25 protein-coding genes are annotated in these 25,644 nt (G+C 72.7%); 14 read left to right on the top strand and 11 right to left on the bottom strand.

The annotated features are described in order from the left end of the window. Positions 1–106: 106 nt before the first annotated feature. The 7 genes from ACBR40_RS40545 to ACBR40_RS40575 all read right to left on the bottom strand — a co-directional run bounded on the left by ACBR40_RS40545 (position 107) and on the right by ACBR40_RS40575 (position 9,854). Positions 107–1,231 carry a cysteine--tRNA ligase gene (locus ACBR40_RS40545; protein ID WP_371252151.1) on the bottom strand — a complete coding sequence of 375 codons (1,125 nt, stop codon included), beginning with the start codon at positions 1,229–1,231 and terminating at the stop codon, positions 107–109. Between the two features lie 21 nt (positions 1,232–1,252). After that, positions 1,253–3,097 (bottom strand): sigma factor-like helix-turn-helix DNA-binding protein, encoded by a 1,845-nt coding sequence (locus ACBR40_RS40550; RefSeq protein ID WP_344210664.1) that lies wholly within the window; start codon positions 3,095–3,097, stop codon positions 1,253–1,255. A gap of 47 nt (positions 3,098–3,144) precedes the next feature. Continuing rightward, entirely contained in the window at positions 3,145–4,962 is a 1,818-nt protein-coding gene (locus tag ACBR40_RS40555; RefSeq protein ID WP_371252152.1) for a UvrD-helicase domain-containing protein, read from the bottom strand. A 3-nt stretch (positions 4,963–4,965) separates the two neighbouring features. Next, positions 4,966–7,488: a hypothetical protein gene (locus tag ACBR40_RS40560; RefSeq protein WP_371252153.1), complete on the bottom strand. Its 2,523-nt coding sequence runs from the start codon at positions 7,486–7,488 to the stop codon at positions 4,966–4,968. 174 nt (positions 7,489–7,662) lie between these two features. Then, positions 7,663–8,439 carry a methyltransferase domain-containing protein gene (locus ACBR40_RS40565; protein WP_344210658.1) on the bottom strand — a complete coding sequence of 259 codons (777 nt, stop codon included), beginning with the start codon at positions 8,437–8,439 and terminating at the stop codon, positions 7,663–7,665. A gap of 102 nt (positions 8,440–8,541) precedes the next feature. Further along, complete coding sequence (locus ACBR40_RS40570) at positions 8,542–9,606, bottom strand: ABC transporter substrate-binding protein (protein ID WP_371252154.1); 1,065 nt, start codon at positions 9,604–9,606, stop codon at positions 8,542–8,544. A 17-nt stretch (positions 9,607–9,623) separates the two neighbouring features. Then, positions 9,624–9,854, bottom strand: a complete 231-nt coding sequence (locus tag ACBR40_RS40575; protein WP_344210654.1) for a hypothetical protein — start codon at positions 9,852–9,854, stop codon at positions 9,624–9,626. Between the two features lie 106 nt (positions 9,855–9,960). On the opposite strand from ACBR40_RS40575, the gene fdxA reads away from it, so the two are divergent. The 3 genes from fdxA to ACBR40_RS40590 all read left to right on the top strand — a co-directional run bounded on the left by fdxA (position 9,961) and on the right by ACBR40_RS40590 (position 12,274). Next, positions 9,961–10,287, top strand: a complete 327-nt coding sequence (fdxA, locus tag ACBR40_RS40580; RefSeq protein ID WP_242372683.1) for a ferredoxin — start codon at positions 9,961–9,963, stop codon at positions 10,285–10,287. Positions 10,288–10,389: 102 nt separating this feature from the next. Then, positions 10,390–11,460 (top strand): succinyldiaminopimelate transaminase, encoded by a 1,071-nt coding sequence (gene dapC / locus ACBR40_RS40585; protein ID WP_344210651.1) that lies wholly within the window; start codon positions 10,390–10,392, stop codon positions 11,458–11,460. Between the two features lie 91 nt (positions 11,461–11,551). Continuing rightward, on the top strand, positions 11,552–12,274 hold the full coding sequence (locus ACBR40_RS40590; RefSeq protein ID WP_371252155.1) for a DUF4178 domain-containing protein: 723 nt from the start codon (positions 11,552–11,554) through the stop codon (positions 12,272–12,274). Between the two features lie 52 nt (positions 12,275–12,326). Here the strand turns inward: ACBR40_RS40590 and ACBR40_RS40595 are convergent, their stop codons facing one another. Further along, positions 12,327–13,142 carry a hypothetical protein gene (locus ACBR40_RS40595; RefSeq protein WP_371252195.1) on the bottom strand — a complete coding sequence of 272 codons (816 nt, stop codon included), beginning with the start codon at positions 13,140–13,142 and terminating at the stop codon, positions 12,327–12,329. 43 nt (positions 13,143–13,185) lie between these two features. Here ACBR40_RS40595 and ACBR40_RS40600 point away from each other — a divergent pair, with 43 nt between their 5' ends. From ACBR40_RS40600 to ACBR40_RS40625, 6 genes are all read left to right on the top strand, one after another. Next, positions 13,186–14,019, top strand: a complete 834-nt coding sequence (locus tag ACBR40_RS40600; protein ID WP_344210645.1) for a 2,3,4,5-tetrahydropyridine-2,6-dicarboxylate N-succinyltransferase — start codon at positions 13,186–13,188, stop codon at positions 14,017–14,019. Further along, positions 14,019–15,074 carry a succinyl-diaminopimelate desuccinylase gene (dapE, locus tag ACBR40_RS40605; RefSeq protein ID WP_371252156.1) on the top strand — a complete coding sequence of 352 codons (1,056 nt, stop codon included), beginning with the start codon at positions 14,019–14,021 and terminating at the stop codon, positions 15,072–15,074. Before ACBR40_RS40600 ends, dapE begins: the two co-directional genes overlap by 1 nt. Before the next feature lie 197 nt (positions 15,075–15,271). Beyond that, a complete protein-coding gene (locus tag ACBR40_RS40610; RefSeq protein WP_344210641.1) occupies positions 15,272–16,069 on the top strand; it encodes a TIGR00730 family Rossman fold protein in 798 nt (265 codons plus the stop codon). Between the two features lie 11 nt (positions 16,070–16,080). Next, positions 16,081–16,665 (top strand): TIGR00730 family Rossman fold protein, encoded by a 585-nt coding sequence (locus ACBR40_RS40615; RefSeq protein ID WP_344210639.1) that lies wholly within the window; start codon positions 16,081–16,083, stop codon positions 16,663–16,665. Positions 16,666–16,776: 111 nt separating this feature from the next. Next, positions 16,777–17,472 (top strand): hypothetical protein, encoded by a 696-nt coding sequence (locus ACBR40_RS40620; RefSeq protein WP_371252157.1) that lies wholly within the window; start codon positions 16,777–16,779, stop codon positions 17,470–17,472. Then, the gene (locus ACBR40_RS40625) at positions 17,469–18,026 is read left to right on the top strand and encodes a DNA-3-methyladenine glycosylase I (RefSeq protein ID WP_344210635.1); all 558 of its coding nucleotides are present in this window, start codon (positions 17,469–17,471) and stop codon (positions 18,024–18,026) included. The genes ACBR40_RS40620 and ACBR40_RS40625 overlap by 4 nt, the downstream gene beginning before the upstream one ends. On the opposite strand, the gene ACBR40_RS40630 is transcribed toward ACBR40_RS40625, so the two are convergent. Then, complete coding sequence (locus ACBR40_RS40630; protein WP_344210633.1) at positions 18,013–18,789, bottom strand: enoyl-CoA hydratase-related protein; 777 nt, start codon at positions 18,787–18,789, stop codon at positions 18,013–18,015. The two genes, ACBR40_RS40625 and ACBR40_RS40630, sit on opposite strands and share 14 nt — an antisense overlap. Then, positions 18,786–19,562: a PaaX family transcriptional regulator C-terminal domain-containing protein gene (locus ACBR40_RS40635; protein ID WP_344210631.1), complete on the bottom strand. Its 777-nt coding sequence runs from the start codon at positions 19,560–19,562 to the stop codon at positions 18,786–18,788. Before ACBR40_RS40635 ends, ACBR40_RS40630 begins: the two co-directional genes overlap by 4 nt. Before the next feature lie 181 nt (positions 19,563–19,743). Here ACBR40_RS40635 and ACBR40_RS40640 point away from each other — a divergent pair, with 181 nt between their 5' ends. Next, the gene (locus ACBR40_RS40640) at positions 19,744–19,911 is read left to right on the top strand and encodes a DUF3117 domain-containing protein (RefSeq protein ID WP_020545024.1); all 168 of its coding nucleotides are present in this window, start codon (positions 19,744–19,746) and stop codon (positions 19,909–19,911) included. Positions 19,912–20,000: 89 nt separating this feature from the next. Further along, a complete protein-coding gene (locus tag ACBR40_RS40645; RefSeq protein WP_344210629.1) occupies positions 20,001–21,410 on the top strand; it encodes a leucyl aminopeptidase in 1,410 nt (469 codons plus the stop codon). A gap of 42 nt (positions 21,411–21,452) precedes the next feature. Here ACBR40_RS40645 and ACBR40_RS40650 read toward each other — a convergent pair whose 3' ends face one another. Beyond that, positions 21,453–22,091, bottom strand: coding sequence for an O-methyltransferase (locus ACBR40_RS40650; protein ID WP_344210627.1), 639 nt, complete (start codon positions 22,089–22,091; stop codon positions 21,453–21,455). Between the two features lie 173 nt (positions 22,092–22,264). On the opposite strand from ACBR40_RS40650, the gene sigE reads away from it, so the two are divergent. The 3 genes from sigE to ACBR40_RS40665 all read left to right on the top strand — a co-directional run bounded on the left by sigE (position 22,265) and on the right by ACBR40_RS40665 (position 25,526). Then, entirely contained in the window at positions 22,265–22,897 is a 633-nt protein-coding gene (gene sigE / locus ACBR40_RS40655; protein ID WP_329590055.1) for an RNA polymerase sigma factor SigE, read from the top strand. Between the two features lies 1 nt (position 22,898). Then, positions 22,899–23,420 carry an anti-sigma factor gene (locus tag ACBR40_RS40660; RefSeq protein WP_371252158.1) on the top strand — a complete coding sequence of 174 codons (522 nt, stop codon included), beginning with the start codon at positions 22,899–22,901 and terminating at the stop codon, positions 23,418–23,420. Positions 23,421–23,561: 141 nt separating this feature from the next. Then, on the top strand, positions 23,562–25,526 hold the full coding sequence (locus ACBR40_RS40665; protein ID WP_371252159.1) for a trypsin-like peptidase domain-containing protein: 1,965 nt from the start codon (positions 23,562–23,564) through the stop codon (positions 25,524–25,526). Positions 25,527–25,644: the final 118 nt, after the last annotated feature.

Consider the following 25,644-nt stretch of genomic DNA (forward strand, 5'->3'; position numbering starts at 1 on the left):
CAACTTCCCTGGAACTGGCACTAAGTCTGGCAGCCCTTGATCACTACTCCGGACGTGTTCGTCCGTCTTCGTTCACCTTCGCAGCGGATTGGCAGGGTATGCCGGTTCACATCCAGGTCTGACCCGAGGGCAGCGTCGGCGCCTTGCCGATGTCGATCGGCAGGTCGAGCCCGAGCACCTGGTCGACGTGCAGGAACGCCTCCAGCTTCGCCCCGGGGGCCACCGACTCGTCGCGTTCGAGCTCGCGCAGCACGCGCAGCGCCGCCGGGGTGTCGAGGTCGTCGCCGAGCGCCGACTCCACCCGCTCCACGTGCCCGGCCGCCATCGGCGCGCTGGGCGACTCGGCCCACTCGGCGACCCGCGAACGCCAGCGCCGCAGCGTGCCGTCGGCCGCCCGCAGGGTGTCCCAGGTGAGGTCGAGCGGGCGGCGGTAGTGGTGCTCCAGGAACGCCATCCGCACCGCCAGCGGGTCGAGCCCGGCCGCCGTCACGTCAGGAAGCAGCACGACGTTCCCGGCGGACTCGGCCATCTCGCGCCCGTCGAACAGCAGGCGCTCGCCGTGCACCCAGTGCCGCACGACCTCGTGCCCGGTCGCTGCGTCGGACTGCGCCCGCTCGTCCTCGTGGTGGGGGAAACGCCGGTCGATGCCGCCGAGGTGCAGGTCGACGGCCGGGCCGAGGAAACGCAGCGACATGGCCGAGCACGCGACGTGCGGGCCGGGGAACCCGCGCCCCCAGGGCGAGTCCCAGGCCGCCTCGCCGCCGCCGGGCTCCCACAGGGCCCAGTCGGCGGGCCGCGGCTCCTCCAGCCGGTCGCCGGAGAGCTCGCCGTAGCCGGGGAACGTGCGTACGTCGAAGAAGACCGAGCCGTCCGGCGCCGCGTAGGCGTGGCCGCGCTCGACCAGCCTGGCGATCAGCTCGACGATGGGCTCGACGTTCTCGCTGGCCCGCGGCTCGTGCTCGGGTGGCCGGATGTTGAGCGCGGTGGCGTCGGCGCGGAAGGCGTCCGCGCAGTCGGTGAGGTGGCCGAGGTCGGTGATGTCCTGGCAGGCCAGCACGCGCGCCCGCCGCCGCTCCAGGACCCGCCTCATCAGGTCGGACAGCACGTACGTGCGCAGATCACCGACATGAGCCCGCCGGTGGACGGCAGGCCCGCAGGTGTAGATCCGCACCAGCCTGCCGAACTGGACCGGGACGACCTGACCGGCGCGCGTGTCGTGGATCCGCAGCATTCTCCCGAGCCTAGCCGGGCGTCATCCGCCCAGGAAAGCGAGGATGTCCCGGTCGCCGCGCTCGCGCAGCCGCCCGAGGATCTCCTCGCGCGTGGCGGTGTCGGGCAGCCCGATCCTGGCCCCGATGAGCCGCAGGCCCTCCATCTCCGAGCTGACCGGAGCGGTGTAGCCGAGCAGGTAGAGGGCCCGGTTGACGGGCGGCATCCCGACCGGTGCGGCCGGCAGGTAGCGGGTCAGCAGCTCGCCGCCGTCGGAGACGGTCAGGAAGACGTGGTCGCCCTCGCTCGCTTTGTACTCCGACAGCACGTTGCGGATCGACCCCATCGTGGGCTGGTTGTGCCAGCTGATCACCACGTCGCCGGACGTCGCCGAGGCCGTGAGCTGCCCGCCGGGCGCCATCCCCAGGTAGGCCGCGAACCCCGTCGGCAGCGGCGAGCCCGACCCGCGCAGGTGCTCGGCGTTGACGTCCACCCGGTGCCACCAGCGCCCGTCGCGGGAGCGGAAGCTGCGCCGGGTCAGCGAGACGTCCTTGCGCGGCTGGTACGGCTCGGCCTCCCCGCTCGGCGAGGTGCCCGCCACCCTGATCCAGCCCCGCTGCGTCCGCTCGAACCCGGGACCGCCGGAGTAGGCGCGCACCGAGCTCTCGCTGACGTCGTAACGGGAGGTCAGGTTCGTCACGATCGTGGAGACCGACGCCTCGCCGCCGGCCCGCTCGATCTCTCGGGCGATCATCTCCCTGATGCCGAGGTACTCGTCGCCGCCCCAGCGGGTCAGGCCGTACTTGTTGCGGTCGACCCGCAGGAAGCGGTCGTCGGCGGTGAGCTGGTTGCGGATGCCGACCAGGCTGTAGTCCTCGCCGATGCGCTCCTGGATCTCCTCAGGCGACAGCGGCGCGCCGGACACGGCGAGCACCGCCTCGGCCTTCTCGTTGATGCTGCGCGGCCACGGCACCACGTGCTGCCCGAGCACGCGCAGGTGCGGCACGTCCAGGATCCACCGCTCGGCGACGTCCTCGCGCACGCCGAGCCCGGAGACCAGGCCCACGGCCTCGCCGATCGGGCGCGGGCCGTCGGCGAAGAGCTGGCGGGTCTTCTCGCGCAGCTCGTCGGCGCCACCCGCGACCAGCCAGCCGTCGGACTGCTCGTAGCCGGTCAGCAGCGTACGCACGAAACGCCAGGCGGGGATGCCCAGGGAGCGCAGCTCGGTGCGGTGCCAGGGCACGGTGGCCTGGAGGTCGTCGGCGGGGGCCGCGGAGCCGAGCCGGCCGCGCAGCCACGTCACGTGGGCCACGAGCGGCGCGGCGTCCTGGCCGCCCAGCCAGCTCTCGACGTGGTCGCGCAGGTCGCGCTCGATCTGCCTGATGCGCTCGCGCGTCACCGAGAACCGCTGCGCCAGCTCGTCCAGCGTGGCGCGCTGCGCGGCGTACAGGCGGTCGCGGGCGATGGCGCGCTGCCGGTCGTCCAGCGCGGCGAACAGCTCGTCGATCACCTCGGGCAGCGGCCGGTCCGGGCGGACGGGGGCCGGGGCCGGCTCGGGGACGGGTTCGAGCAGCCGCTCGAACACGCCGGCGAACAGCTTCTGCGCCACGTCCTTGCCCAGCGTCTCCGGCGTCCGCTCGGCCTCGGCGGGGTCGGAGAAGCGCAGCAGCGGCAGGATGTCGCCCAGCGGCAGGTGCCCCCAGAAGGCCACGGCGAGGTCGGCCAGGCGGCCGGCCACGGTCTGCGTGCCGACGACGGCGCAGGCACGGTCGAGGGGGAGCGCCTGCCACCAGGCCTCGGGCAGCTGTGGCTCCTCCAGGACAGGCGCGACCTGCCCAGGGGAGGTCCAGCGCACAGGTGGCGCGAGGTCGCTCAGGCTGAGGTTCATTGAGGTCCAACCGGCAATGGGAAGTATCCGCAGTTCAGACTATGTGATCAGAGTGGTAAAAAGGGGCTGCCTCTTCCGTAATGGGAGATATAGAGCATCGCACGGGCCCGGGTGCAGGCGACGAACAGTATGCTCCGTTCGCGCTGCAGAAACCGCGCCCGCGCGCCGGGATCCTCGGGCGGCGGCTCGGGCACCACGCCCTCCGCCACGCCGACGAGCGCCACCCGCTCGAACTCCAGCCCCTTCAGGTTCCTGAAGGTCGCGGCCCGCACGTCCAGGCCCTCCAGCGCCTTCCTGGCCTGCCGTACCAGCCTCGTCGTACGCGCCCCGACCGCGATCTCGCCCGGCGGCACCCCCTCGGCCAGCCACGACTCGACCGTGGCCCGCAGGCCGGCCAGCTCCGCCTCGGCCGACTCGTACGCCCGCACGCGCGGCCGTTCGCCGTTGTGCGTGGCGCGGTAGCCGTACATGTCGGTCGCGCCCCTCGCCAGCCCCGTCGCGAGGCCGCCGCCGCGCAGCCGCACCACGAACGACAACAGCTCCAGCGGCAGCCGGAAGCTGGTCCTCAGCGTGTGCTGCTCGGCCGGGATGCCCACCGCGCCGAGCGACACCCGCGTGTCGGTGACCCGCTGGTGCGGATCGCCCACGACGAACAGGTCGTCGGGCGCGTGCGGCGCGACGGCCCGCAGCAGCCGCCACTGCGCCGGGCTCACGTCCTGCGCCTCGTCCACCACCACGTGCCGGTACGGCTTGCGCCCCGGCTCCACGTCGTCCAGCAGGTCACCGGTGGACAGCGACATCAGCCGCAGCGCCTCGTCGGTGAGCTGGGCGAGGGTCCGCGCCCCCGGCCCCACCAGCGCCGGGCGGCGGCCCTCCGCGTCGGCCACGATGCGCAGCGCCAGCCGCTCCGGGTTGTCCACCTCGATCCGTTTGCGTACCAGCTCGTCCTCGACGAGCGTGTCGAGGCGCGCGGACAGCTCCTCGGCCAGCCCCTGCGAGAACGTGACCAGCAGGACGGGACCGCTGCCGTGCGCGGCGAGATAGGCGGCGCGGTGCAGGGCCACCACGGTCTTGCCGGTGCCCGCGCCGCCGACGACCAGCACCGGATGGTCGTAGCGGGGCGCCTTGGCCAGCCGGTGCTGCGCCGGATGCAGGAACGTGCACCAATCCGGCGCGCCCAGCACCCGGTCCAGCGCCACCTTGTCCGCCGCGAACGCGGCCTGGTCGGGGGTGCGGAGCAGGGCCGCGTAGAGGTCGTCGGGATCGACCGGCCCCGGGTCGTCGGCGGCCCGCCAGGAGTCCAGCTCGCGCCACGCCTCCGCCAGCGAGCCGCCCCTGGCCAGCACCGCGAGCGGCAGGTGCTGGGTGGGCGGCAGCAGCGGTTCGAGCGCGGCCACGTCGGCCTCGGTCGTGATCAGGCGGAACAGCGGCAGGGCGTGCACGTCCAGACCGAGCGAGAGCAGGTCGCCGTCGCACACCGGCGCGAACAGCCCGGACGAGCGCGCCGAGCGGCGTAAGGCGGGCTCGACGCGTTCCAGGGCCTCGGCGTCCCACTCCTCGACCACCCCGAGCACGGGGTTGACGCTGTAGCGGTGGCGGCGGGCGTACGACCAGGCCGCGGCGTCCGGCAGCACCGTACGCAGCCAGTAGACGTCCCGGCGGCGCACCACCACCCCCCGGTGCCCGTCGGCCAGCCGGAGCGTGGCGACCCGCGGGTCCCTGGCGCCCCGCACCCGTTCGGGGTGCGGAGCGCCGGCCACGTTGAGCAGAAAGCGGCGCAGCGCGACCACGGCGTCCCTGCGCACCGGCTGGGCCAGTGCGCTGAGCTCCCTGGGAAACTCAGGGCCGATCGCGAGCCGCGGCACGGCTCAGTCCAGCAGTGCGAGCAGGTCGCGGTCCCCGCGCTCGCGGAGCCTGGTGAGCAGGTCCGGCAGGCTGACCGGGCCCGTCAAGCCGATCCTCGTCGCGATCACCCGGGCCGCCTGGTCACGCGTGCCGCCCGGAGCGGTGTAGCCGACCAGGCGCAGCGCCTTGGTGATCTTCTCGGCGCCCTGCGCGGCCGCCGGCAGGTGCCTGGCCCGCAGCACGCCCTCGTCCGACAGCGTGAGGAACAGGTGCCCGCCCTCGCGCGCGCCCACGTCGCCGAGCAGGTGCTCGATGGACTCCAGCACCGGGCGGCCGTGCCAGGTCATGGTCAGCTCGCCCGCGGCGCTCCTGACCGTCCTCGACTCGCCCGGCGACAGCCCCAGGTAGGCCGCGAAGCCCGTCGGCAGCGCGCACTCGCCGCCCGCCATCTGCTCGGCGGTGACGTCCACGCGCAGCCACCACCGGCCGTCCGGCTGGCGGAAGCAGCGCCTGGTCTGCGAGACGTCCTTGAGCGGCTGGTACGGCTTCTGCTCGCCCGAGCCGCCGTTCTGCTCGTGGGTCGTCACCGGCTTGAACGCCTGGAACTGCGGCGGCCCCGGAGGCGGCGGCGGCAGCGGCACCGGCCCGAACGCCGACTGCGGCGGCATGTCCATCGGCGGCTGCCGCGGCGCGTCGAAGTGCAGCACCGGATCGAGCCTCGGGGACGGCGAGGGCGGGGGAGGCGGCAGCTCGACCGGGGGCGGCGGGGCCGCCACGGCGGCCGGCCCAGGTGCCTGCACGGTCAGCACCGCCTGCTTGCCGGGCAGGGTCGCAAGCACGAACTGCCAGGCGGGGACCTCCAGGGCGCGGATCTCGACCTTGTGCCAGTCGGCCGCGCCGATCACCCGCTCCTTGGGAGCCTCCGGGCCGAGCGTGCTGCGCAGCTCGTCCAGATAGGCCCGGTAGGGGGCGGCCTCGTCGCTGTCCAGCCACTCGCCGAGCCGGACGCGGAACTGCTTCTCCGTGGCCGTGATCTCCGACGGGGGGACGGCGAACAGCTTGGCGAGCTGGTCCACCGCCGACGGCTCGTCGGTGAAGACCCGGTTCTGGGCCACGGCCCAGCTCTTGTCGTCCAGGCCGGCGAAAGCGGCCTCGATGAGCTCGGGCAGCTCCCGGTCCTCCTGGCCCTCGGGGCTCTCCACCTCGTCGTCCTCGGTGGGGGCGCCGGACGAGGGGCCGTCCGCCTCCAGGGCCTCGGCCTCCGCGGCGGCGGGCTCAGGGGCGGGCTCCTCGACGGAGTCGGGCGTGGGCTCGGGACCGTCACCCGCGTCGGCCGCGGGCTCGACGTCCGCGTCCAGCACCGGCCGCTCGTCCTCCTCCTTCAGGGGGACGACGGCGAAGGCGTGCGCCGGAGCGTCGTTCTCCTCGCCGGCACGCGGGGCGGCGAAGGCGGGGACCTCCTCCAGGGCGGCGAAGGCGTGCGGGGCGCGCTCGTTCGCCGCCGAGCCGGATGCGACGTCTGCGGAGGCTTCGTGCTCCTCGGCGCGGGAGGCTTCGCCCTCCTCGGCGAACCCGTGCGCGCGGGGCTCGGGGCCGGCGGCGCCGGCCACCTGCTTGCCCTCGGCGGCAGCGTCGGCCGCCTGCTTGCCCTCGGCGGGGGCGGCGTCCTCTGACGCCTCCTCCCCGTCGGCGTCCCCGGGCTCCGCCTCCTTGGCGGGGAACTCCCGGACGCGAGGTTCCGGCAGTGGGGCTTCCTCGGCGTGAGCCGCCACGTCCTGCGCGTCCTGGGCCTCCGGCGCGGCGTCCTCCGGCCGTGGGGCTTCCCCGGCGCGAGCCGCCAGGTCCTGCACAGGCCCGGCCTCCGGCGCGGCGTCCTCGGACCGTGGGGCTTCCTCGGCGTGAGCCGCCAGGTTTTGCGCGTCCTCGGCTTCCGGCGCGGCGTCCTCGGCCGGAGCCGCCGCGTCCCGCGTGGCCTCGGCGCCGGCCTCCGCCTCCGCCTTCGTGCCGGTCGGCTCCGGGGTCTCGGGAGTCTCGGGGACTGCCGGGGCCTCGGGGGCCGGAAGGCGCAGGTCGTCCTGGGCGGGCTCCGGGTCCGCCGGGGCGGGGACCGCGAGGAGCGGCAGCGCCTCGTCCGCCGTCGCAGGCGCGGCCTCGCTCCGGGGAGCGGGCACCGCGGGGGCGGACCCCGCCCCGGCCGCGCCCGCGTACGGCTGCGCCAGCCGCGTGAACACCGCCCCGAACAACGTGCTCAGCACCGGCCGCGCCCTGATGAACGGCTGGTCGGCCAGCTCCCGCCCGGTCAGCGCGAGCAGCCCCGTCCACGATCCGGCACGGTCCAGCGCGATGGCGACCGGCGGCTCGTCGGCCTCCTCGGGGTCGAGGACGTGCAGCGCGGGCAGCACGTCGCCCACCGCCGCCGCCGGCCAGTGCTCAAGGGCGATCTCCGTGAGCAGCTCGGCCAGCGCCTCGGGGCCGATCGCGGCGAGGACGTGCGGCACGGGCAGAGTGCGCCACCACGCATCCGGCAGATCCGGCTGCCCGGTCAACAGCGTGATCGTCGACGCGTCGCTCCACCTCAACGGTGGAACGAGGTCGCTCAGGCAGAAATTCATCCCGTTCCGTTCACCCCTCACGCCGCCGCGGCGGTGCAGCCGTCATCTCGCCGCCCACGGAACAGACCATAGTCCGGCAAATTAGCCCTACGCATCATGCACTACGCATCAGCGCCGTACGGCGGCGAAGCGTAGACGCACGTAGTCGGCCATCCAGCCAGTCTCCCTGCGAAGCGCGGGCGCCGCCAGTTCGTTGACGCGATGAAGCAGGGGCTCCACGATCTCCGGGGGCAGCCCGGCGAGGGCCGACGAGGCGAACATCCGCACCCAGTCGGCGGCTCCGCCAGGGCATTCGTCGAGCGGGGTCGGCCGGTCGAAGTATTCCAGCAACCGGACGACGAAACCCTCTTTCTCCAGACGGCGGGCGTATTCCGCGGGCGAGGGAAAGTACCACGGCATCTCGGGCTCGCGCAGGCCGTACTCGCGCCAGGCGGTCAGCATCGCGGCGGTCAGCTCGGCGCAGTTGCCGGCCCCGCCCATCTCGGCGACGAAGCGCCCGCCGGGCGTCAGCGACTCGCGCACGTTGGCGATCACGGTGTCGGGGTCGCGGCTCATCCAGTGCAGCGCCGCGTTGGAGAAGACCGCGTCGTACGGGTCCACCACGGAGAAGTCGTGCCCGTCGCCGACGATGAAGTTGATGCCCGGGTATTGCGCCAGCGCCTTCTCGATCATCGCGGACGAGCCGTCGATGCCGAGGACCTCGGCGCCGCGGAAGGCGATCTGCGCGGTGAGCACGCCGGTGCCGCAGCCGAGGTCGAGCACCCGCTCCCCGGGCCGCGGATCCAGCAGGTCGACCAGTGGCGCGCCCTGGGTGGAGACGTAGCCGAAGCTGCTGTCGTAGGCGCGACTGTTCCACCGCTCCAAACTCGGTGTGTCGTATCGCAAGACGATCAGCTCACTTTTCCTCAGACATCGGGCCCCCGTGGCCGTGCTGTCTGTTCACTTTAGAGCCTGATCGTCCCTACGACATATCAAGTCACTACTGACTCATCCCACACTCTTGGCCCATTCCTTACGCAGGTACGCCTTCCCGGCATCCTCCTGCGGGATCGTGAGCAGGATCGGCGGGCCGGGCGCCTTGGGCAGCCTGGCGGCCTGCTCGGCGTCCAGCGTGCCCTTCATGGCCATGGCCTCGCTCCGGGACGGACGGGCCCAGCCCTTCTGCAGCAGGTTCTGGCCCTCGTCGGAGAACAGGAACTCCTGCCACAGCCGGGCGGCGGCCGGATGCGGGGCGGCCTTGTTGATCGCCTGCACGTGGTAGTCGCCGAGCGCCGCGTCCCTCGGGATGACGACCTTCCAGCGGTCGGAGTGCGCGGCGCCGCGGGCGGCGTTGAGGTGGTCCCAGGCCACGATGGTGTTGGCCTTGGCGAGGTCGGTGAGCCGCCCGGCCTGCTTGAGCCTGGCGAACAGGCTCACGCCCTGGTCGGGCCGCGGCACGCCGCCGCGCATGGAGGCCGCCATCACGCCGCCGAAGGCGGACGCCGAGCGGAGCGGGTCGCCGTCGAGCGCCACCTGGTAGCCGGGGTTGAGCAGGTCGGCGAAACTGGCCGGGGCCTTGACGGCGCGAGGGTCGTAGCCGATGGACATGTAGCCGCCGTAGGCGGCGTACCAGGCGCCGGACGGGTCCTTGACGCGGTCGGGGACGTCCAGCCAGCCCTGCACCTTGTACGGCGCGAACCTGGCCGCCTCCTTGACCGCCACGTCCAGCGTGAGATCGAACACGTCGGGCTTGAGCGTGGCGGCGGCGTCGATCTGCCGCCTGCTGCTGGCGTTCGGCTCCAGCTCGTTGACCTTGATGCCGTACTTGTCGGCGAAGGCGTCGATCACCTCGCCGTAGTTGACCCATTCGCGCGGCAGCGCGATGACGTTGAGCTGCCCCTCGCGCTTGGCCGCCTCGACCAGGCGGTCCATGCTGGAGAAGCCCGCCTTGAGCGAGCCCGCCTGCACGTTCACCGGCGGCAGGTTCTTGGCCGGGGCGGGGTCGGTGGACGACGCGCCGCATCCGGCGCTGGCGAGGATTGCGGCTGCGGCGGCGCAGGTACGTACGGTCACATGACGAATACTGACCGCTACCGCGCCGCAGGTCGAGGAGGCGCGGCGGGAACGACCCTGGCCGCGACCAGCGTCTCCTCGGAGATCTCCACCAGCGTGCCGTCTTTTTTACGTACGCGCAGAACCCCGTGCTCCCAGGATTCCAGGACGCCCACCGCGTCACGGAACCCGCCGGGAACCCTGCGCCGCGTGGTGATCCGGGCGCCTATGTCCTGAGTTGTGATCGCGATGACGAGGCGTGCGGCCACGAGTTTGCCACCCTCCGTTTCGGCCAGCTGGCAAGCACGGCAATACTAGGGCGTAGCAAACCGCGGTCAGAAGTCATGCCATGGTGCGGAGAAGAAGGAGCTCGAGGTGACCTACGTCATCGCGCAGCCTTGCGTGGACGTCCTGGACAAGGCGTGCATCGAGGAGTGCCCCGTCGATTGCATCTACGAGGGCGAGCGCATGCTTTACATCCACCCCGACGAGTGCGTGGACTGCGGCGCGTGTGAGCCTGTATGCCCCGTCGAGGCCATTTTCTATGAGGACGACCTTCCCGAGCAGTGGAAGGACTTCTACAAGGCCAACGTCGACTTCTTCGAGGAGCTCGGCTCGCCGGGCGGCGCCTCGAAGGTCGGCAAGATCGACAAGGACCACCCGGTGGTGGCGGCGCTGCCGCCGCAGGGCGAGGATCACTGAGCGGTCCCACGTCGGGCACGGGGGCATCCACGTCTGGATGCGCCCCGTCCGCGTGGCGTGCCCGCGCACGCGCCGTACGGCAGAGCGACACCCTGGAGCACCGTGAACAACCTGCCTGACTTTCCCTGGGACCGGCTGGAGCCGTACAAAGAGCGCGCGCTCGCTCATCCCGACGGCATCGTCGACCTCTCGGTCGGCACGCCGGTCGATCCCGTGCCCGAGATCGTCCGGCAGGCGCTGACCGGGGCCGCCGACAGCCCCGGCTATCCCTTGACGCACGGCACCAAGGCGCTGCGCGAGGCGGCGGCCGGCTGGCTGCGCCGCCGGCACGGCGTCGAGGTCGGCCAGCGTGACGTGCTCCCGCTGATCGGCTCCAAGGAGTTCGTCGCCTGGCTGCCCACCTATCTGGGCGCGCGCAGGGTGGTCTTCCCCGAGCTGGCCTATCCCACGTACGACGTGGGCGCGCGGCTCGCGGGGGCGGAGGGCACGGCCTCCGACAGCACGCTCGCGCTCGGCCCCGAGCGCGTCGACCTCGTCTGGGTCAACTCGCCCGGCAACCCGACGGGCCGGGTGCTGCCCGCCGAGCACCTGCGCAAGGTGGTGGCCTGGGCGCGCGAGCGCGGCGCGGTCGTCGCCTCCGACGAGTGCTACATCGAGCTCGGCTGGGAGGAGGAGCCGATCTCCATCCTCCACCCCGACATCTGCGGCGGCTCCCACGAGGGGCTGCTCGCCGTCCACTCGCTCTCCAAGCGCTCCAACCTGGCGGGCTACCGCGCCGGGTTCGTGACCGGCGACCCCGCCCTGGTCAAGCGGCTGCTGGAGATCCGCAAGCACGCCGGCATGCTCATGCCCGCCCCGGTCCAGGCCGCGATGACGGCCGCCTTCGAGGACGACGCCCACGCCGACGCCCAGCGCGAGCGCTACGCCGCCCGCCGCGCCCTGCTCCGCCCCGCGCTGGAGAAGGCCGGCTGGCACATCGACCATTCGACCGCAGGGCTGTACTTCTGGGCATCCAACGGGCAGAACGCATGGGACCAGGTACGAAAGCTTTCCGAAATAGGGATTTTGGTCGCGCCGGGCGAGTTCTACGGATCGGCAGGTGAGCGGCACATCCGCATCGCCGTCACCGCCACCGACGAACGCATCAGTGCGGCGGTGCGCCGCCTCCAGTAGGATCGCGCGTCAGAGCAAACCGTGAGGTTTGGCACGCATAAATCGATAAGGGCTTATGCCGAGGCAGACCGCGAGTGGAGCGAGCTGATCGATGAGCATGACCTCCATGGTCGTTCTCGGGCTGAGCATCGCCCTCGTCCTGCTCCTGCTCGGAGCCTTCCTGGCGACGTTGCGGCAAGACAGGAGAGGCCGCGCGGGCACGCCGCCGCCGGCGGCCGGGTCCGCGCGCGCGGAGAGCCCGATGCCGGCCCCGACGAGCGGGCCCGTGAGCGCGCCCGTCTCCGCGTCCGCCGCCATGCCCCCGAACGTGCCCTCCAGCGTCCCCCGTCAGGTCGGCGCCGACTACACCGACCCCCGCACCCTCCGGGTGGGCGACAAGATCGACGTCCAGGGCTCGGTCGCGCGGGTGCTCGGCGCCCTGCACATCTCCGGCCAGGGTCAGCAGTGGACGGAGTTCCTGCTGCGCGACAGCGCGCGACGCCGGCAGTGGCTGTCGGTCGAGGTCCGCGCCGGCGACCCGCCGCACCTGGTGGTGCTGCTCTGGACCGAGGTGCCCACCCAGGGCATGGTCCCCGCCAAGCACATGCTCATCATGGAGGGCGTGGAGTTCTTCCCCGTCGAGCGGGGCACGGCCGCCTTCCGCAGCGAGGGCGACACGGGCAACCCCGACCGGGGCCTGCTCGACTTCGCCGACTACCGCGCGGGCGACGGCCGGCTGCTCTCCTTCGAGCGCATCCAGGGCCAGTCCTGGACCGCCAGCTACGCCCAGCCCCTCCCGCCCGGCTCCATCTCCGTCATCCGCCGCGCCTCCTGACGCGCCGCAATCTCGCGGGAATTGCACGCAATCACCGTAGTGGGGCGCGGGTTCAGGACAGCTCGACCTTGCCGGTGCCCGACCCGTCGCCGGTGCGCCATCCCTTGGCCTCCAGGTCGTTCGACCAGGACGCACCCGCGTAGCGCACCCGGCTCAGGCCGTACTTCTCGGCGTGGGCCACCGACCAGGCGGCCACCAGCCACCCCCGCCTGCGCGAGGTGATCGTCGTGCTGCCGAGGGCGCGGGCGAGCTGCTTGCGCGCCTCCTCCGTGCGCGGCGCAGGGGCCGGGGTCCGGCCGCCCGACGGATACCAGCAGTGCACCGACTCGGGCACGCGCCCGGTGAACGCCGCCGCGAGGGCCTTCGCCTGCTCCTCGTGGGGCGCGTAGGCGTAGCCGCCTGCCGAGCGCTGCACCGCCTGCGCCGCCTCCGCCAGCGGGATCTTCCGGTAGTTCTTCACCTTGACCAGCGCGGCGAAGAACCGGTTGGTGGCGTAGACGGGGTCCATGATCTGCTTCTTCGTGCCCCAGCCCTGCGACTCGCGCTGCTGGAAGACACCCACCGAGTCGCGGTCGCCGTAGTCGAGGTTGTAGAGCTTCGACTCCTGGATCGCGGTGGCGTAGGCGATGACCACGGCCCGCTCGGGCAGCTTCCTGCGCGCCGCGACGGCGGCGATCGTGGCGGCGATCTGCGCCTGCTCGGGATCGAGGGCGAGGTCGAACCCCAGAGCGCGCACGCTGCAGTGGGCCGCCACGGGCTCGGCCAGGTGAGGGGTCCTCTTCATCAGGTGGTAGAGCCCCACGGAGATGCCGACGGCGAGGACGACCACGATGATCACGATGGTGATGACCTCACGGGAGAACCGCATGCGCACCCTGAAGAACCTACCCGTACGGATAAGCTCCGTGCCCATGAGTGACGCGAGCACCTCCTCACCGATAGCCCCGGTCATCGACGAGCTCTGGGAGCGCCGCGCGGAGCTGTCACCGCAGGACGACGAGGCCCGCCACCTGGTGATCGGCGCGGTGGACCTGCTCGACGCCGGGGTGGCCCGCACCGCCCGGCTGGTGGACGGCGAGCTGGAGGTCGACGAGCGGGCCAGGAGGGCGATCCTGCTCGCCTTCAAGCTGCTCGGCATGGCCCGCTCCCAGGTGGGCGACTTCCACCACCAGGACCGCGTCCCGCTGAAGAACTCCTTCGAGGGCGTGCGCGTGGTGCCCGGCGCGATCGCCCGCTGGGGGTCCTACCTGGCGCCCGGGGTGGTGCTGATGCCGTCGTTCACCAACATCGGCGCGTACGTGGACGAGAACACGATGGTCGACACCTGGGCCACCGTCGGCTCCTGCGCCCAGATCGGCAAGAACGTGCACCTGTCCGGCGGGGTGGGCGTCGGCGGCGTGCTGGAGCCGCCCAACGCGGTGCCGGTCGTGGTCGAGGACGACGCGCTCGTGGGCAGCCGCGCGATGCTCGTCGAGGGCGCCAGGGTCGGCAGGGGCGCGGTGGTGGGCGCCGGGGTGATCCTGTCCGCCTCGATCCCCGTGATAGACGTGGAGACCGGCGAGGAGCTGACGCGGGGCCGGATCCCCGACTGGTGCGTGGCCGTGAGCGGCACGCGGCAGCGGGAGTTCCCCGGAGGCACGTTCGGGCTGCCGTGCGTGCTGGTGATCAAGCGGCTGGAGCCGGGGCAGCGGCACGACAAGGCGGCGCTCAACGAGGTGCTGCGGGAACACGGGGTGAACACCTGATGCTGGACCTGACCCAGGACGTACGCGCGCTCACCGCCGCGATCGTGGACATCGAGTCGGTGAGCGGCGCCGAGCGCGCCCTGGCCGACGCCGTCGAGCGGGCGCTGGCCGCGCTGCCGTACCTGAAGGTGGAGCGTTCCGGCGAGACCGTCGTCGCCCGCACCGAGCTCGGCGGCGCCGAGCGCGTGCTGATCGCCGGCCACCTCGACACCGTCCCGGTCGCGGGCAACCTGCCGAGCCGGGTCGAGGGCGACCTGCTGTACGGGTGCGGCACCTCCGACATGAAGGCCGGCGTGGCGGTCGCGCTCCGGCTGGCCGCCACCGTGCCCGCCCCCAACAGGGACGTCACCTACGTCTTCTACGACTGCGAGGAGATCGAGGCCGAGCGCAACGGCCTCACCCGCGTCGCGAGGGAGCACCCCGACTGGCTGCTCGCCGACTTCGCGGTGCTGATGGAGCCGACCGACGGCGTGATCGAGGGCGGCTGCCAGGGCACGCTGCGCGCCGAGGTCGCGGTGACCGGCAAGCGCGCCCACAGCGCCCGCTCGTGGTTCGGGGTCAACGCCATCCACGGGATCGAGCCGGTGCTCGCCCGGCTCAACGCCTACGAGGCCCGCCGGCCGGTGGTCGACGGGCTGGAGTACCACGAGGGGCTCAACGCGGTCGGCGTCACCGGCGGCGTCGCGGGCAACGTCATCCCCGACCGTTGCGTGGTCACCGTCAACTACCGTTTCGCCCCCGACCTGACCGTCGAGCAGGCAGAGCAGCACGTACGCGAGGTGTTCGACGGCTTCGAGGTGACCTTCACCGACGCGGCGCCTGCGGCCCGGCCGGGGCTGACGCATCCGGTGGCGGCGGCGTTCGCCGCGGCCGTGGGCGGCACGCCGCGGGCCAAGCTGGGCTGGACGGACGTCGCCCGCTTCTCCGCGCTCGGCGTCCCCGCCGTGAACTACGGCCCCGGCGATCCCAACCTGGCGCACCAGCAGGGGGAGTACGTGTCGCTGCCGAAGATCGTGGAGGGCGAGCGCGCGATGCGGGACTGGCTCACCAAATGAAAGTGGCCTTCCTCGCCGGCCATTTGGCGGGGAAGACCACTTTCAGTCCCGAGCAGCACCCTCGCCAGTTAGACGCGAGGGAGCCGAAATCCGGTTCCCCGCCTCCAAAGTTTTTTTCGATTCCCGTAACCACCCCGCCACCTGGGCTTTCGCCGTCAGGCCGCGAACCGCGCGGGAGAAGGGCTAGCGTGATCCGCATGGAACAGAACCGTCGGGAGCGCCGTCAGGGCCAGGCCGTCGTCCGCGGCAGCCTGGTGCCCAGCTCCACCCATGACCAGCGGCTGCTGGCCCGCCAGGGCTCCTCCGACTGGGTGCACATGGACCCGTGGCGGGTCATGCGCATCCAGGCCGAGTTCGTGGAGGGCTTCGGCCAGCTCGCCGAGCTGCCGCCCGCCGTCACCGTGTTCGGCTCGGCCCGCACGCCCGGCGACTCCGCCGACTACAGCACGGGCCGGGCGCTCGGCCGGGCGCTGGCCGAGGCCGGCTACGCCGTCATCACCGGCGGCGGGCCCGGCGTGATGGAGGCGGCCAACCGCGGGGCGCGCGACGTGGAGGGCGCGATCTCGGTCGGGCTCGGCATCGAGCTGCCGTTCGAGCAGCGCATGAACGACTTCGTGGACCTCGGCATCGAGTTCCGCTACTTCTTCGTGCGCAAGACCATGTTCGTGAAGTACTCCTGCGGCTTCATCGCCCTGCCCGGCGGCTTCGGCACCCTGGACGAGCTGTTCGAGGCGCTGACGCTGGTGCAGACGCACAAGGTCACCTCGTTCCCCGTCGTGCTGGTGGGCAGCGAGTTCTGGGGCGGCCTGCTCGACTGGGTCAAGAGCAGCCTGCTCGGCACCGGCAAGATCGCCTCGAAGGACCTCGACCTCATCACCGTCACCGACGACGTCGACGAGGCCGTACGCATCATCGTGGAGTCCGACCGGGCCCGCAGCAGGCAGCGTCAGGAGGAGATCGAGGCCGCCGCGGGCCACCACGCCGAGCCGCAATAGGCTTCCGCGACGTGAACATCTGCGTCTTCTGCGCCTCCAGCCTGCACATCGACAGGAAATACCTCGACCTGGCCGCCCGCGTCGGCGCCGAGCTCGGCCGGCGCGGCCACACGCTCGTCAGCGGCGGCGGATCGATCTCCTGCATGGGCGCGGTCACCTCGGCGGCCCGCGCGGCCGGCGGGCGCACGGTCGGCGTGATCCCGCAGGTGCTGGTCGACATGGAGGTGGCCGACGAGGAGTCGCACGAGCTGATCGTCACCGGCGACATGCGCGAGCGCAAGGGCGTCATGGACGCCCGCTCCGACGCGTTCCTGGTGCTGCCGGGCGGCATCGGCACGCTGGAGGAGCTGTTCGAGATCTGGACCGCGCGGGTGCTGGGCATGCACGACAAGCCCCTCGTGGTGCTCGACCCCTGGGGCCTTTACGACCCGCTCAAGCGGCTCATGCACCACCTCTACGACGAGGGCTTCACCCGGCCCGAGGTGTTCGACGCGATCTCGTGGACCACGACCGTCGAGGAGGCGTTCGCCCGGCTGGAGGCCCGCCCCCAGCCGGTCCGGCCGAGCGTCGCCGAGCTGGGCGAGGCCACCCCCTGATCGGGCCCCTGATCGGGGCCCGCCCCGCTGACCAGGACGGTCGTGCCCGAAGCGGCACCTGCCGCGGCAAGTGCGGACCTCATGCCCCGATGGTATGAGTACGATGCCAATGTGCTGGTCATACTCGCCATCGCCGCCATCGCCATTCTGGCCTGCGTGGTCGTGGTCTCCCTCGGCCGGGGCGGTGAGCTGACCGAGTTCCCGCCGGACGTGCCTCCGCTCGGCCTGCCCGAGCCGGGACAGCTCACGGCGGTCGACTTCATGGCGCTCCAACTGCCGGTCAACCTGGTCGGCTACCACACGGCGAGCGTCGATGAGGCCCTGCGCCGGGCGGCCACCGCGCTCAGCGAGCGCGACACCAGGATCGCCGTGCTGGAGCAGCGCGTCTCCGAGCTGCTGTCCAGCCGGCTGTACGCGCGCCAGGAGGTCTACGCCTCGCCGGGCGCGGGGCTGCGGACCGAGCACGAGCCCGAGGCGCCGGCCGTGGACAGGGAGCTGCCGGAGTCCGGCGATCCCGTCACGTCGAGCGGCGCGTCGGTGTCGTGGGACGGCGGGGCCGAGCTCCAGCACCCGCCCGAGGACCCCGAGTGGCGCCTGCCCGCCGACGCCACGGACCAGGCCACCACCGGCGAGCCCGCCGAGAACGAGCCGGAGAAGGACTTCGCCGAGAAGGACCAGGCGGAGAAGGGCGCGCTGGAGCCGGACGCGCCGGAGAAGGAAGGCGCGGAAGACGGGGAGCCGGCGCGGGCCGCGCGGGTCAAGGACGCCAAGGACGCCAAGGACGCCGACGGGGACGACCGGAAGTGACCGAGCTGATTCGCTGCACCTGGGCCGGCATGTCCGACCCGATGTACCTCGCCTACCACGACGAGGAGTGGGGCCGCCCGGTGAGGGGCGACGACGCGGTGTTCGAGCGCGTCGCGCTGGAGGCGTTCCAGTCCGGTCTGTCCTGGCTGACCATCCTGCGCAAGCGCGAGAACTTCCGCGCCGCCTTCGACGGCTTCTCCATCCCGAAGGTCGCCGCCTACACCGAGCAGGACGTCGAACGGCTGCTCGGCGACGCCGGCATCGTCCGCAACCGCGCCAAGATCGAGGCGGCCATCAGCAACGCGAGAGCCGCCCAGGACCTCCCCGTCGGCCTGTCGGAGCTGGTGTGGCGGCACGCCGACCCCGACTCGCCGGTGCCGAGGACGATGGCCGACGTCCCCGCCGTCACCCCCGGCTCCAAGGCGCTGGCCAAGGAGCTGAAGCGGCACGGGTTCAGGTTCGTCGGCCCCACCACGGCCTACGCGCTCATGCAGGCGATCGGCCTGGTCAACGACCATCTCGCGGACTGCGTGGCGCGCGTCACTCGCCCGTGAAGGCCGGGCGCTGCTTGGCGAGGAAGGCCCGGGTCGCCTCGCGATGGTCGCGGGTGGCCGCGCACTCGTCCTGAAGGTCGGCCTCCAGGGCGAGCGCGTCCGGCAGCGCGTGCGTGGCGGCGTGGGCGAGGGCCCGCTTGGTGGCCGCGTACGCCACCGTCGGCCCCTGCGCCAGCCGCGCCGCCAGCTCGTACGCGGTCTTCAGCACGTCGTCGGCGGGCACCACCCGCGTGACCAGCCCCAGCTCCAGGGCGCGGGCGGCGTCCAGCGGCTCGCCGAGCAGAAGCAGCTCGGCGGCCCGGCCGAGCCCGACGAGGCGCTGCAGCGTCCACGACGCGCCGGAGTCGGGGGCGAGGCCGATGCCCGTGAAGGCGAGCGCGAACTTCGCCTTCTCCGAGGCCACCCGCAGGTCGCAGGCGAAGGCGAGCGACGCGCCCGCGCCCGCCGCGACCCCGTTGACGGCGGCCACGACCGGCTTCGGCATGGTGGTCAGCAGCTCGACGACGGGGTTGTAGTGGAGGCGTACGGTGTCGTCGAGGCCGCGCCCCGCCTCCAGGTTGCCGGCGTGCTCGCGCAGGTCCTGGCCTGCGCAGAAGGCCCGGCCCGCGCCGGTCAGCAGCACGGCGCGGATCGCGCGGTCGTCCGCGGCGCGCCGCAGCGCGTCGAGCAGCGCCACTTTGAGCTCGGTGGTGAGCGAGTTCATCGCGTCGGGGCGGTCGAGGGTGATGGTGGCGACGGCGTCGGCCACGTCGTAGCGGATCAAGGCAACTCCCTGTCGACGAACGCGGTGGCTGCGGGCAGCAGCCTGGCGGCCTCCTGCTCGAAGTAGGCCCTGGCCTTCTCACCTGGCCAGCCGGCCGGCAGCAGCTCGCCCGGCAGGCCGGGGTCGCGGAACAGGAAGTTCCGCCAGCCGTGGACGAGCCTGCTGCGGGCGGCGAAGACCTGGTCGTCCGGGGCCGACCCGGGCAGCGTGCTGATCAGCGTGACAGCCTCGGCGAGCCATTGCTCGTACGCCTCGCCGATGGCGTCCAGATCCCAGGCCCGCGCCACCAGCTCGCGCGGGTCGCCGTCGAGCGCGGCCTCGAACCGGTCGGCCCGCACGCCCTCGCCCTCCAGCAGGGCGTCCAGCTCGCCGGCGTGGCGTGGACCGATCCAGGTCGTCTCCGACAGAGCGGCGTAGCCGAGGAAGGTGAGGTCGGCCCGCAGCCGCTCCCTGCGCGGGCGTTCCCTGACCGGCTCAAGGACGACGACATGCCAGCGGCCCGCCCAGGGAGGGGTCCCGGCTCGGTAAATTCTCACGGCCGCCTCATCGAGCCGGCGCACGCACTTGGGCGTCAGGCCGTAGCCGGGCCCCTGCGGCAGCCTGACCGGACGCAGCCAGCCCTGGCGCACCATCCGGGAGACCGCCGTGCGGACGGCAGGAGCCGCGATTTCCAGGGGTTTCATGAGCCTGACGAGCGCGGCGACGGACGCCTCTCCGCCTCGCCGGCGCAGGTGGTCCCCGTAGAGATCGAACAGAGCGGCGCGAGCGTGCACGCAGTCCAGTTTGGCCGTCTTCGCACGCCCCGACAACGCATTCTGGGAGGAGATCGTTACCCATGAGCGCTCTCGATGCGGGAGAATAGGACATCACAGAAGACGTGAATGCGCCGACCACCCCTCCTGGGAGGTCGGAAATCGCGGGCCGCGGGAGCCCAAGGCAGGAAGGGATGCACGCATGGCGGCGATGAAGCCGCGGACCGGCGATGGTCCGCTCGAGGTCACCAAGGAAGGGCGCGGCATAGTCATGCGGGTCCCTCTCGAAGGTGGCGGCCGGCTCGTCGTGGAGATCTCCGCCGACGAGGCCAAGGCCCTCGGTGAGGCGTTGAAGAACGTCGTCGGCTGAGCGCTCCCGAGAGACAACCTGTTTCACGACCCTGGCGCGTACCCGGCTGAACCGGCGCCAGGGTCGCTGACGTTTGAGGAGAATTTCCCGTGCCCATTGAGACCACTGCCGCGGTGGTCGCCGAGGTGCCCGCCGACGCCGAGCTGCTGGCGATCCCGTACGCCTCCGACCTCGCTCCCGCGCACGACGTGGAGCTGCACCTGCCCGTACGCGACCTGCTGGCCCACTACGAGGCGAAGGGGGAGGCCGGGGAGATCGTGGAGGTGCCCGTGGCCCGCGCGGGGGGCGTGGGCCGGGTGCTGTTCTACGGCGTCGGCGACGGCAAGCCGGCCGCGCTGCGCAGGGCGGGCGCCGCGCTCGCCCGCCGGGCCAAGGGCAAGGACACCCTGACCGTGGTGCCGCCGGACGGGGAGATCACCGCGTTCGCCGAGGCGGCGCTGCTGGCCGCCTACACCTTCCGCATCGGCGACGCCGGGCGCAGGGCCGTGGCGCGGCTGGTGTTCGCCGGGGCCGACCAGGCGGCACTGGAGCGGGCGGAGGTCACGGCGCGGGCGGTGGCGCTGGCGCGCGACCTCGCCAACACGCCCTCCTCGGTCAAGAACCCCGCCTGGCTCGCCGAGCGGGCCGCCGAGACCGGCCTGCCGGTGCGGGTGTGGGACGAGGAGCAGCTGCGGGCCGAGGGCTTCGGCGGCATCCTCGCCGTCGGGCAGGGCTCGGTCAGCCCGCCGCGCCTCATCCAGCTCTCCTACACCCCCGAGCAGCCCGCGGAGCGGCACGTGGTGCTGGTCGGCAAGGGCATCACGTTCGACTCGGGCGGCCTGTCGCTCAAGCCGACCGAGAACATGAAGACCCAGAAGACCGACATGGCGGGCGGGGCGGTCGTCATCGCGGTGCTGCGCGCCCTCGCCGAGCTGAAGGCCCCGGTGCGGGTCACCGGGTTGGTCGCCGCCGCCGAGAACATGCCCTCCGGCACCGCGCAGCGGCCCACCGACGTCATCACCCACTACGGCGGCCGCACGGTCGAGGTGCTCAACACCGACGCGGAGGGCCGGCTCGTGCTGGCCGACGCGCTCGCCTACGCCGACGCCGAGCTCGACCCCGACGCGGTGGTGGACATCGCCACCCTCACCGGGGCCATCAGCGTGGCGCTCGGCCGCAGCGTCGGCGCCGTCTACGCCTCCGACGACGACCTGGCCGGGCGGCTCGTCGCGGCCGGGCAGGCGAGCGACGACCGGCTGTGGCGGATGCCGCTCATCGACGAGTACGCCCCCGCGCTGGAGTCGTCCGTCGCCGACCTCGCCAACGTCGAGGCGGGCTCGCGCTTCGGGGCGGGCTCGATCACGGCGGCGCTGTTCCTGCGGGAGTTCGCGGGCAAGCGGCCGTGGGCGCACCTCGACATCGCCGGGGTCGGCCGCAGCACCGTGGACGAGGGCACGCTCAGCAAGGGCGCCACCGGGTTCGGCGTCCGCGTCCTGCTGGAGTGGCTCACCCGGGGGTGAGCCGCTGTCCTACGCCGACTCACCCGGGGGTGAGCCGCCGCCCTACGCCGACACCTTGACGGCGGCCAGCAGGCCGTCGCCGAGGGGCATGAGCACCGAGCGCAGCCGTTCGTCCGACTGCACCAGCTTGCCGAGCTCGCGCAGCGCGACCGTGTCGGGGTCGCGCTGCGACGGGTCGGCCACGCGGTTGTGCCACAGCATGTTGTCGAAGGCCACGATGCCGCCCACGCGCAGCAGGCGGACGGCCTCGGCCAGATAGTCGGCGTACTCCTGCTTCGCGCCGTCGGCGAAGACCATGTCGTAGCCGCCGTCGGACAGGCGGGGCAGCACGTCGAGCGCCCGACCGGAGATCAGCCGCACCCGCGCGCCGGAGAACCCGGCCTCCGCGTACGCCTGCCGGGCCAGGCGCTGGTGCTCGGGCTCGACGTCCACGCTGGTCAGCGTGCCGTCGGCGCGCATGCCGCGCAGCAGCCACAGCCCCGAGACGCCGCAGCCCGTGCCGATCTCCACCACCGCCTTGGCGTTGACCGCGGTGGCGAGGAAGCACAGCGCCGCGCCCGCGCCGGGAAGGACGGGCACGGCCCCCATCTCCAGCCCGCGCTGCCGCGCCGCGTGCAGGATCTCATCCTCCTGATGAAACTGCTCCGCATAGGCCAGAGTGGCCTCCACCTGATCGGTCATCGGCCGCCTCCCCCCACTTTCGTGCGATGTGTCCGCGTGATTGGCACCGATCGCAGCCTAGGGGAGACACGCCGGGACGGGAACTCAGGAGGGTCCCGAGGCGTTGCAGGTTTAAACGGGCTTTGCCGGTCCGGAAGGCAGGCAGTGCGCACGAAGGGACGAAACCAGGCACTATGGCGATAGCGGTGGTCCCAGAGAGAGGAGTTCTGGTGGACGAGAGCGACCACCAGACGGATGCTCCCGTGTCGTCTGACTGGACGCCTCCCACATGGGAGGAAGTCGTGCGGACGCACTCCGCGCGCGTGTACCGGCTCGCGTACCGGCTGACCGGCAACGTCCACGACGCCGAGGACCTCACGCAGGAGGTCTTCGTCCGGGTCTTCAGGTCGTTGTCCAGCTACACCCCTGGCACGTTCGAGGGGTGGCTGCACCGGATCACGACCAACCTGTTCCTCGACATGGCGCGGCGCAAGCAGCGCATCAGGTTCGAGGGGCTGGCCGACGACGCCGCCGAGCGGCTGCGCGGCCGGGAGCCGTCGCCGGCGCAGGCGTTCGACGACGCCCATCTGGAGCCCGACATCCAGGCCGCACTCGACGCGCTCGCGCCCGAGTTCCGTGCCGCGATCGTGCTCTGCGACATCGAGGGGCTCTCCTACGAGGAGATCGCCAAAACGCTCGGCGTCAAGCTGGGCACGGTCCGCAGCCGCATCCACCGTGGTCGGGCGCAGTTGCGGGAGGCCCTCGACCACCGGGCCCCCCGTGCCAACCAACTCCCCCCGTCCGTGATCCCTGGGGAGGAAGTCTGATATGGCTCATCTTGGAGAACGCGTTTCCGCGCTGGTCGACGGCGAACTCGGCCACCACGAGCGCGAGCGCGCGCTCGCGCACCTGACCTTCTGCGCCGACTGCAGGGCGGAGGTCGAGTCCGTACGCGCGCTGAAGGCGCGGCTGCGCTCGCTGGAGACCCCGGCGATGCCGGCCGACCTCACGATGTCCCTGCTCCGCATGGCGGAGCCGGGCGGTCCGCTGCCGCCGAGGGAGCGCCCTTTTCCTACCCGTACCTTCGGGGGTGTGCCCATCCCGGGCCCGCACAGCATCGCCCCGCTGGACAACCGGCCCCGCAGGGACGCCACTGGAGGGGCTTCGGGCCCCGGCCGTGGCGGTAGGCGGCGCTCGGCGTACGTCGCGGTGAGCGTGGTCTCGGCCGCCGTGGCGCTCGGCACCTTCTTCGCCGTCTCCGGCGCGGGTCAGGAGACCCCGACGCCGCCGGTCGAGCTGTACAAGTTGCAGCACTCGCCGACGGGCGCTCCGTCGGTCCACACTCCCTGAGGTTCCGATATGCCGGAGATGGCCGAGGTTGGCGTAGCCGTGCATGGTACGGGCATACGATCTGGGTTCGGGTCCTTATAACCCTCGTATGTCGCAATGGCGACGATTGCGGCGGCCGAGCCAAGGAGTGGTGAGACTTAGATGACCGACGAGACGCCGCGCCCCACCGAAGGACGCACGCCGTCGGACTACCCCGAGTCACAGGGGCGGCCGGAGTTCCTGCCCGCCGACCACCCGGCCGAGTCGCCGGGCGGGCGCGCGGAACCCCCCGCCTCCTTCGGCGGCACCTCCTGGGGCGATCCGTCGGGCCGCGCCGCCGAGCCCGCGGGGGCGCCACCGTACCAGCCGTCCTACGCGCCCTACGGCGGCTCGCCCGAGTCGTCGGGGGAGCAGCGGGGCGGGAGCGGGCCGTCGTACGCGCCCGGCTTCGGCGCGCCCGGCGGCGGCCAGGACAACGGCACCCGCCAGTACGAGAGCCCCGGCTTCGGGCGGCCCGACGGCGGCCCGGCGTCCGGCGACAACCCCTACGGCGACGGGGCGTCCGATGACCGGCCGCTCGCCGACACCATCAGCGGCCCGTCGTTCGCCGGCCCGTCCTCCTCGGCTCCGTCCTCCTCGGCACCGTCCTACGGCGGCGCGTCGTTCGAGAGCCCGTCGTCATCGGCGCCGTCGTTCGGCGGCGCGTCGTCCTCGGCCCCGCCCTATGGTGGCGCGTCGTTCGAGAGCCCGTCCTCCTCGGCCCCGTCGTTCGGCGGCGCGTCGTTCGAGAGCCCGTCGTCCGGTGGCGCCTCGTTCGGCGGTCCGTCGTTCGAGGGACCGTACTCCGCGGCCCCGCCGTTCGGCGGCCCGTCGTTCGGGGGCGCGCCGTACGGGCCCGGGACGCCGCCGCCTCCCCGGCAGGCGCTCGGGATGGGCGCGGGCTGGGCCCCGCCGCCCCTGGCCCATGGCGGGCCGGCGGGCGACCGGCGGCGCGGTCCCGGCACCGGCGGGCTGATCGCCATCGCCCTCGCCATCGCGCTGGTGGCCTCCGGCCTCGGCAGCGTCGGCACCTACCTGCTGACCAGGCCCAGCGGCTCGGCCGCCACGGACCCCTCCTACAGCCTCGGCCCCGTGCCCACCGGCGCGGCCAGCCGCGAGCCCGGCTCCATCGCGGGCGTCGCCGCGCGGGTGCTGCCCAGCGTGGTCTCCCTGGAGGTCGGCAACGGCTCCAACACCGAGGGCGCCACCGGCTCCGGCTTCCTGATCAAGAACGGCTACGTGGTGACCAACAACCACGTGGTCGCCCTGGCGGCCAACGGCGGCGAGATCAAGATCCAGTTCAACAACCGCAAGACCACCTCGGCCCGCATCGTCGGCCGCGACCCCGGCTCCGACCTGGCCGTGGTCAAGCCGGAGGAGACGTTCGGCACGCCGGAGATCACCCTCGGCAACTCCGACCAGGTGGTCGTGGGCGACCCGGTCATCGCGATCGGCTCGCCGCTCGGGCTCACGGGCACGGTCACGACGGGCATCGTCAGCTCGCTCAACCGCCCCGTCATCGCCGGCGACGAGACCGGCGGGGGCAGCGAGGAGACCGCGTACATCAGCGCCATCCAGACCGACGCCGCGATCAACCCCGGCAACTCGGGCGGCCCGCTGGTCAACAGCCGCGGCGAGGTCGTCGGCGTCAACTCGGCCATCGCCACGCTCAGCCGGTCGATCGGCGGCCAGAGCGGCAGCATCGGCCTGGGCTTCGCGATCCCGGTCAACCAGACGCGGCGGGTGGCCGAGGAGCTGATCAGCACCGGCCGGGCCAAGCGGCCGAAGATCGGCATCGTGCTGGAGAAGGACTACCGCGGCCAGGGCGTGAAGATCGCCACCGCGAGCGTGGGCGGCCAGCAGCCGGTGACCCCCGGCGGGCCCGCCGACAAGGCCGGGCTCCGGGCCGGTGACGTGATCCTGGAGATGGACGGCCTCGCCCTGCAGGACGGCAACGAGCTGATCGCGCTGATCCGCAGCAAGGCCCCCGGCTCGAAGATCAACATCAAGTACCAGCGCGCCGGGCAGGAACGCACGGCCACGCTGACGGTGGTGGCCGAGGACGGGCCGTCGCCGACGCCGTCCTGACGCCGATCCGAGGCCGTCCCGGGGCTGTCCTGAGCCCGGGCATCGTAGCGGTGCCCGGGAGCCCTTAGTCTGTGGATAGGCCGGGGTTGTCCTCGGAGGCGTTGACTGCGGTAGGAGC

This window comes from Nonomuraea sp. AD125B (genome assembly GCF_041402765.1).
Lineage (GTDB): Bacteria > Actinomycetota > Actinomycetes > Streptosporangiales > Streptosporangiaceae > Nonomuraea > Nonomuraea bangladeshensis.

Excerpts from the sequence above, each read along its gene's own strand:
- ACBR40_RS40545 (WP_371252151.1), bottom strand. The coding sequence starts at position 1,231 with ATGCTGCGGATCCACGACACGCGCGCCGGTCAGGTCGTCCCGGTCCAG.
- ACBR40_RS40550 (WP_344210664.1), bottom strand. The coding sequence starts at position 3,097 with ATGAACCTCAGCCTGAGCGACCTCGCGCCACCTGTGCGCTGGACCTCC.
- ACBR40_RS40590 (WP_371252155.1), top strand. The coding sequence starts at position 11,552 with ATGAGCATGACCTCCATGGTCGTTCTCGGGCTGAGCATCGCCCTCGTC.
- ACBR40_RS40595 (WP_371252195.1), bottom strand. The coding sequence starts at position 13,142 with ATGCGGTTCTCCCGTGAGGTCATCACCATCGTGATCATCGTGGTCGTC.
- ACBR40_RS40600 (WP_344210645.1), top strand. The coding sequence starts at position 13,186 with ATGAGTGACGCGAGCACCTCCTCACCGATAGCCCCGGTCATCGACGAG.
- dapE (WP_371252156.1), top strand. The coding sequence starts at position 14,019 with ATGCTGGACCTGACCCAGGACGTACGCGCGCTCACCGCCGCGATCGTG.
- ACBR40_RS40610 (WP_344210641.1), top strand. The coding sequence starts at position 15,272 with ATGGAACAGAACCGTCGGGAGCGCCGTCAGGGCCAGGCCGTCGTCCGC.
- ACBR40_RS40640 (WP_020545024.1), top strand. The coding sequence starts at position 19,744 with ATGGCGGCGATGAAGCCGCGGACCGGCGATGGTCCGCTCGAGGTCACC.
- ACBR40_RS40650 (WP_344210627.1), bottom strand. The coding sequence starts at position 22,091 with ATGACCGATCAGGTGGAGGCCACTCTGGCCTATGCGGAGCAGTTTCAT.
- sigE (WP_329590055.1), top strand. The coding sequence starts at position 22,265 with ATGGCGATAGCGGTGGTCCCAGAGAGAGGAGTTCTGGTGGACGAGAGC.
- ACBR40_RS40660 (WP_371252158.1), top strand. The coding sequence starts at position 22,899 with ATGGCTCATCTTGGAGAACGCGTTTCCGCGCTGGTCGACGGCGAACTC.
- ACBR40_RS40665 (WP_371252159.1), top strand. The coding sequence starts at position 23,562 with ATGACCGACGAGACGCCGCGCCCCACCGAAGGACGCACGCCGTCGGAC.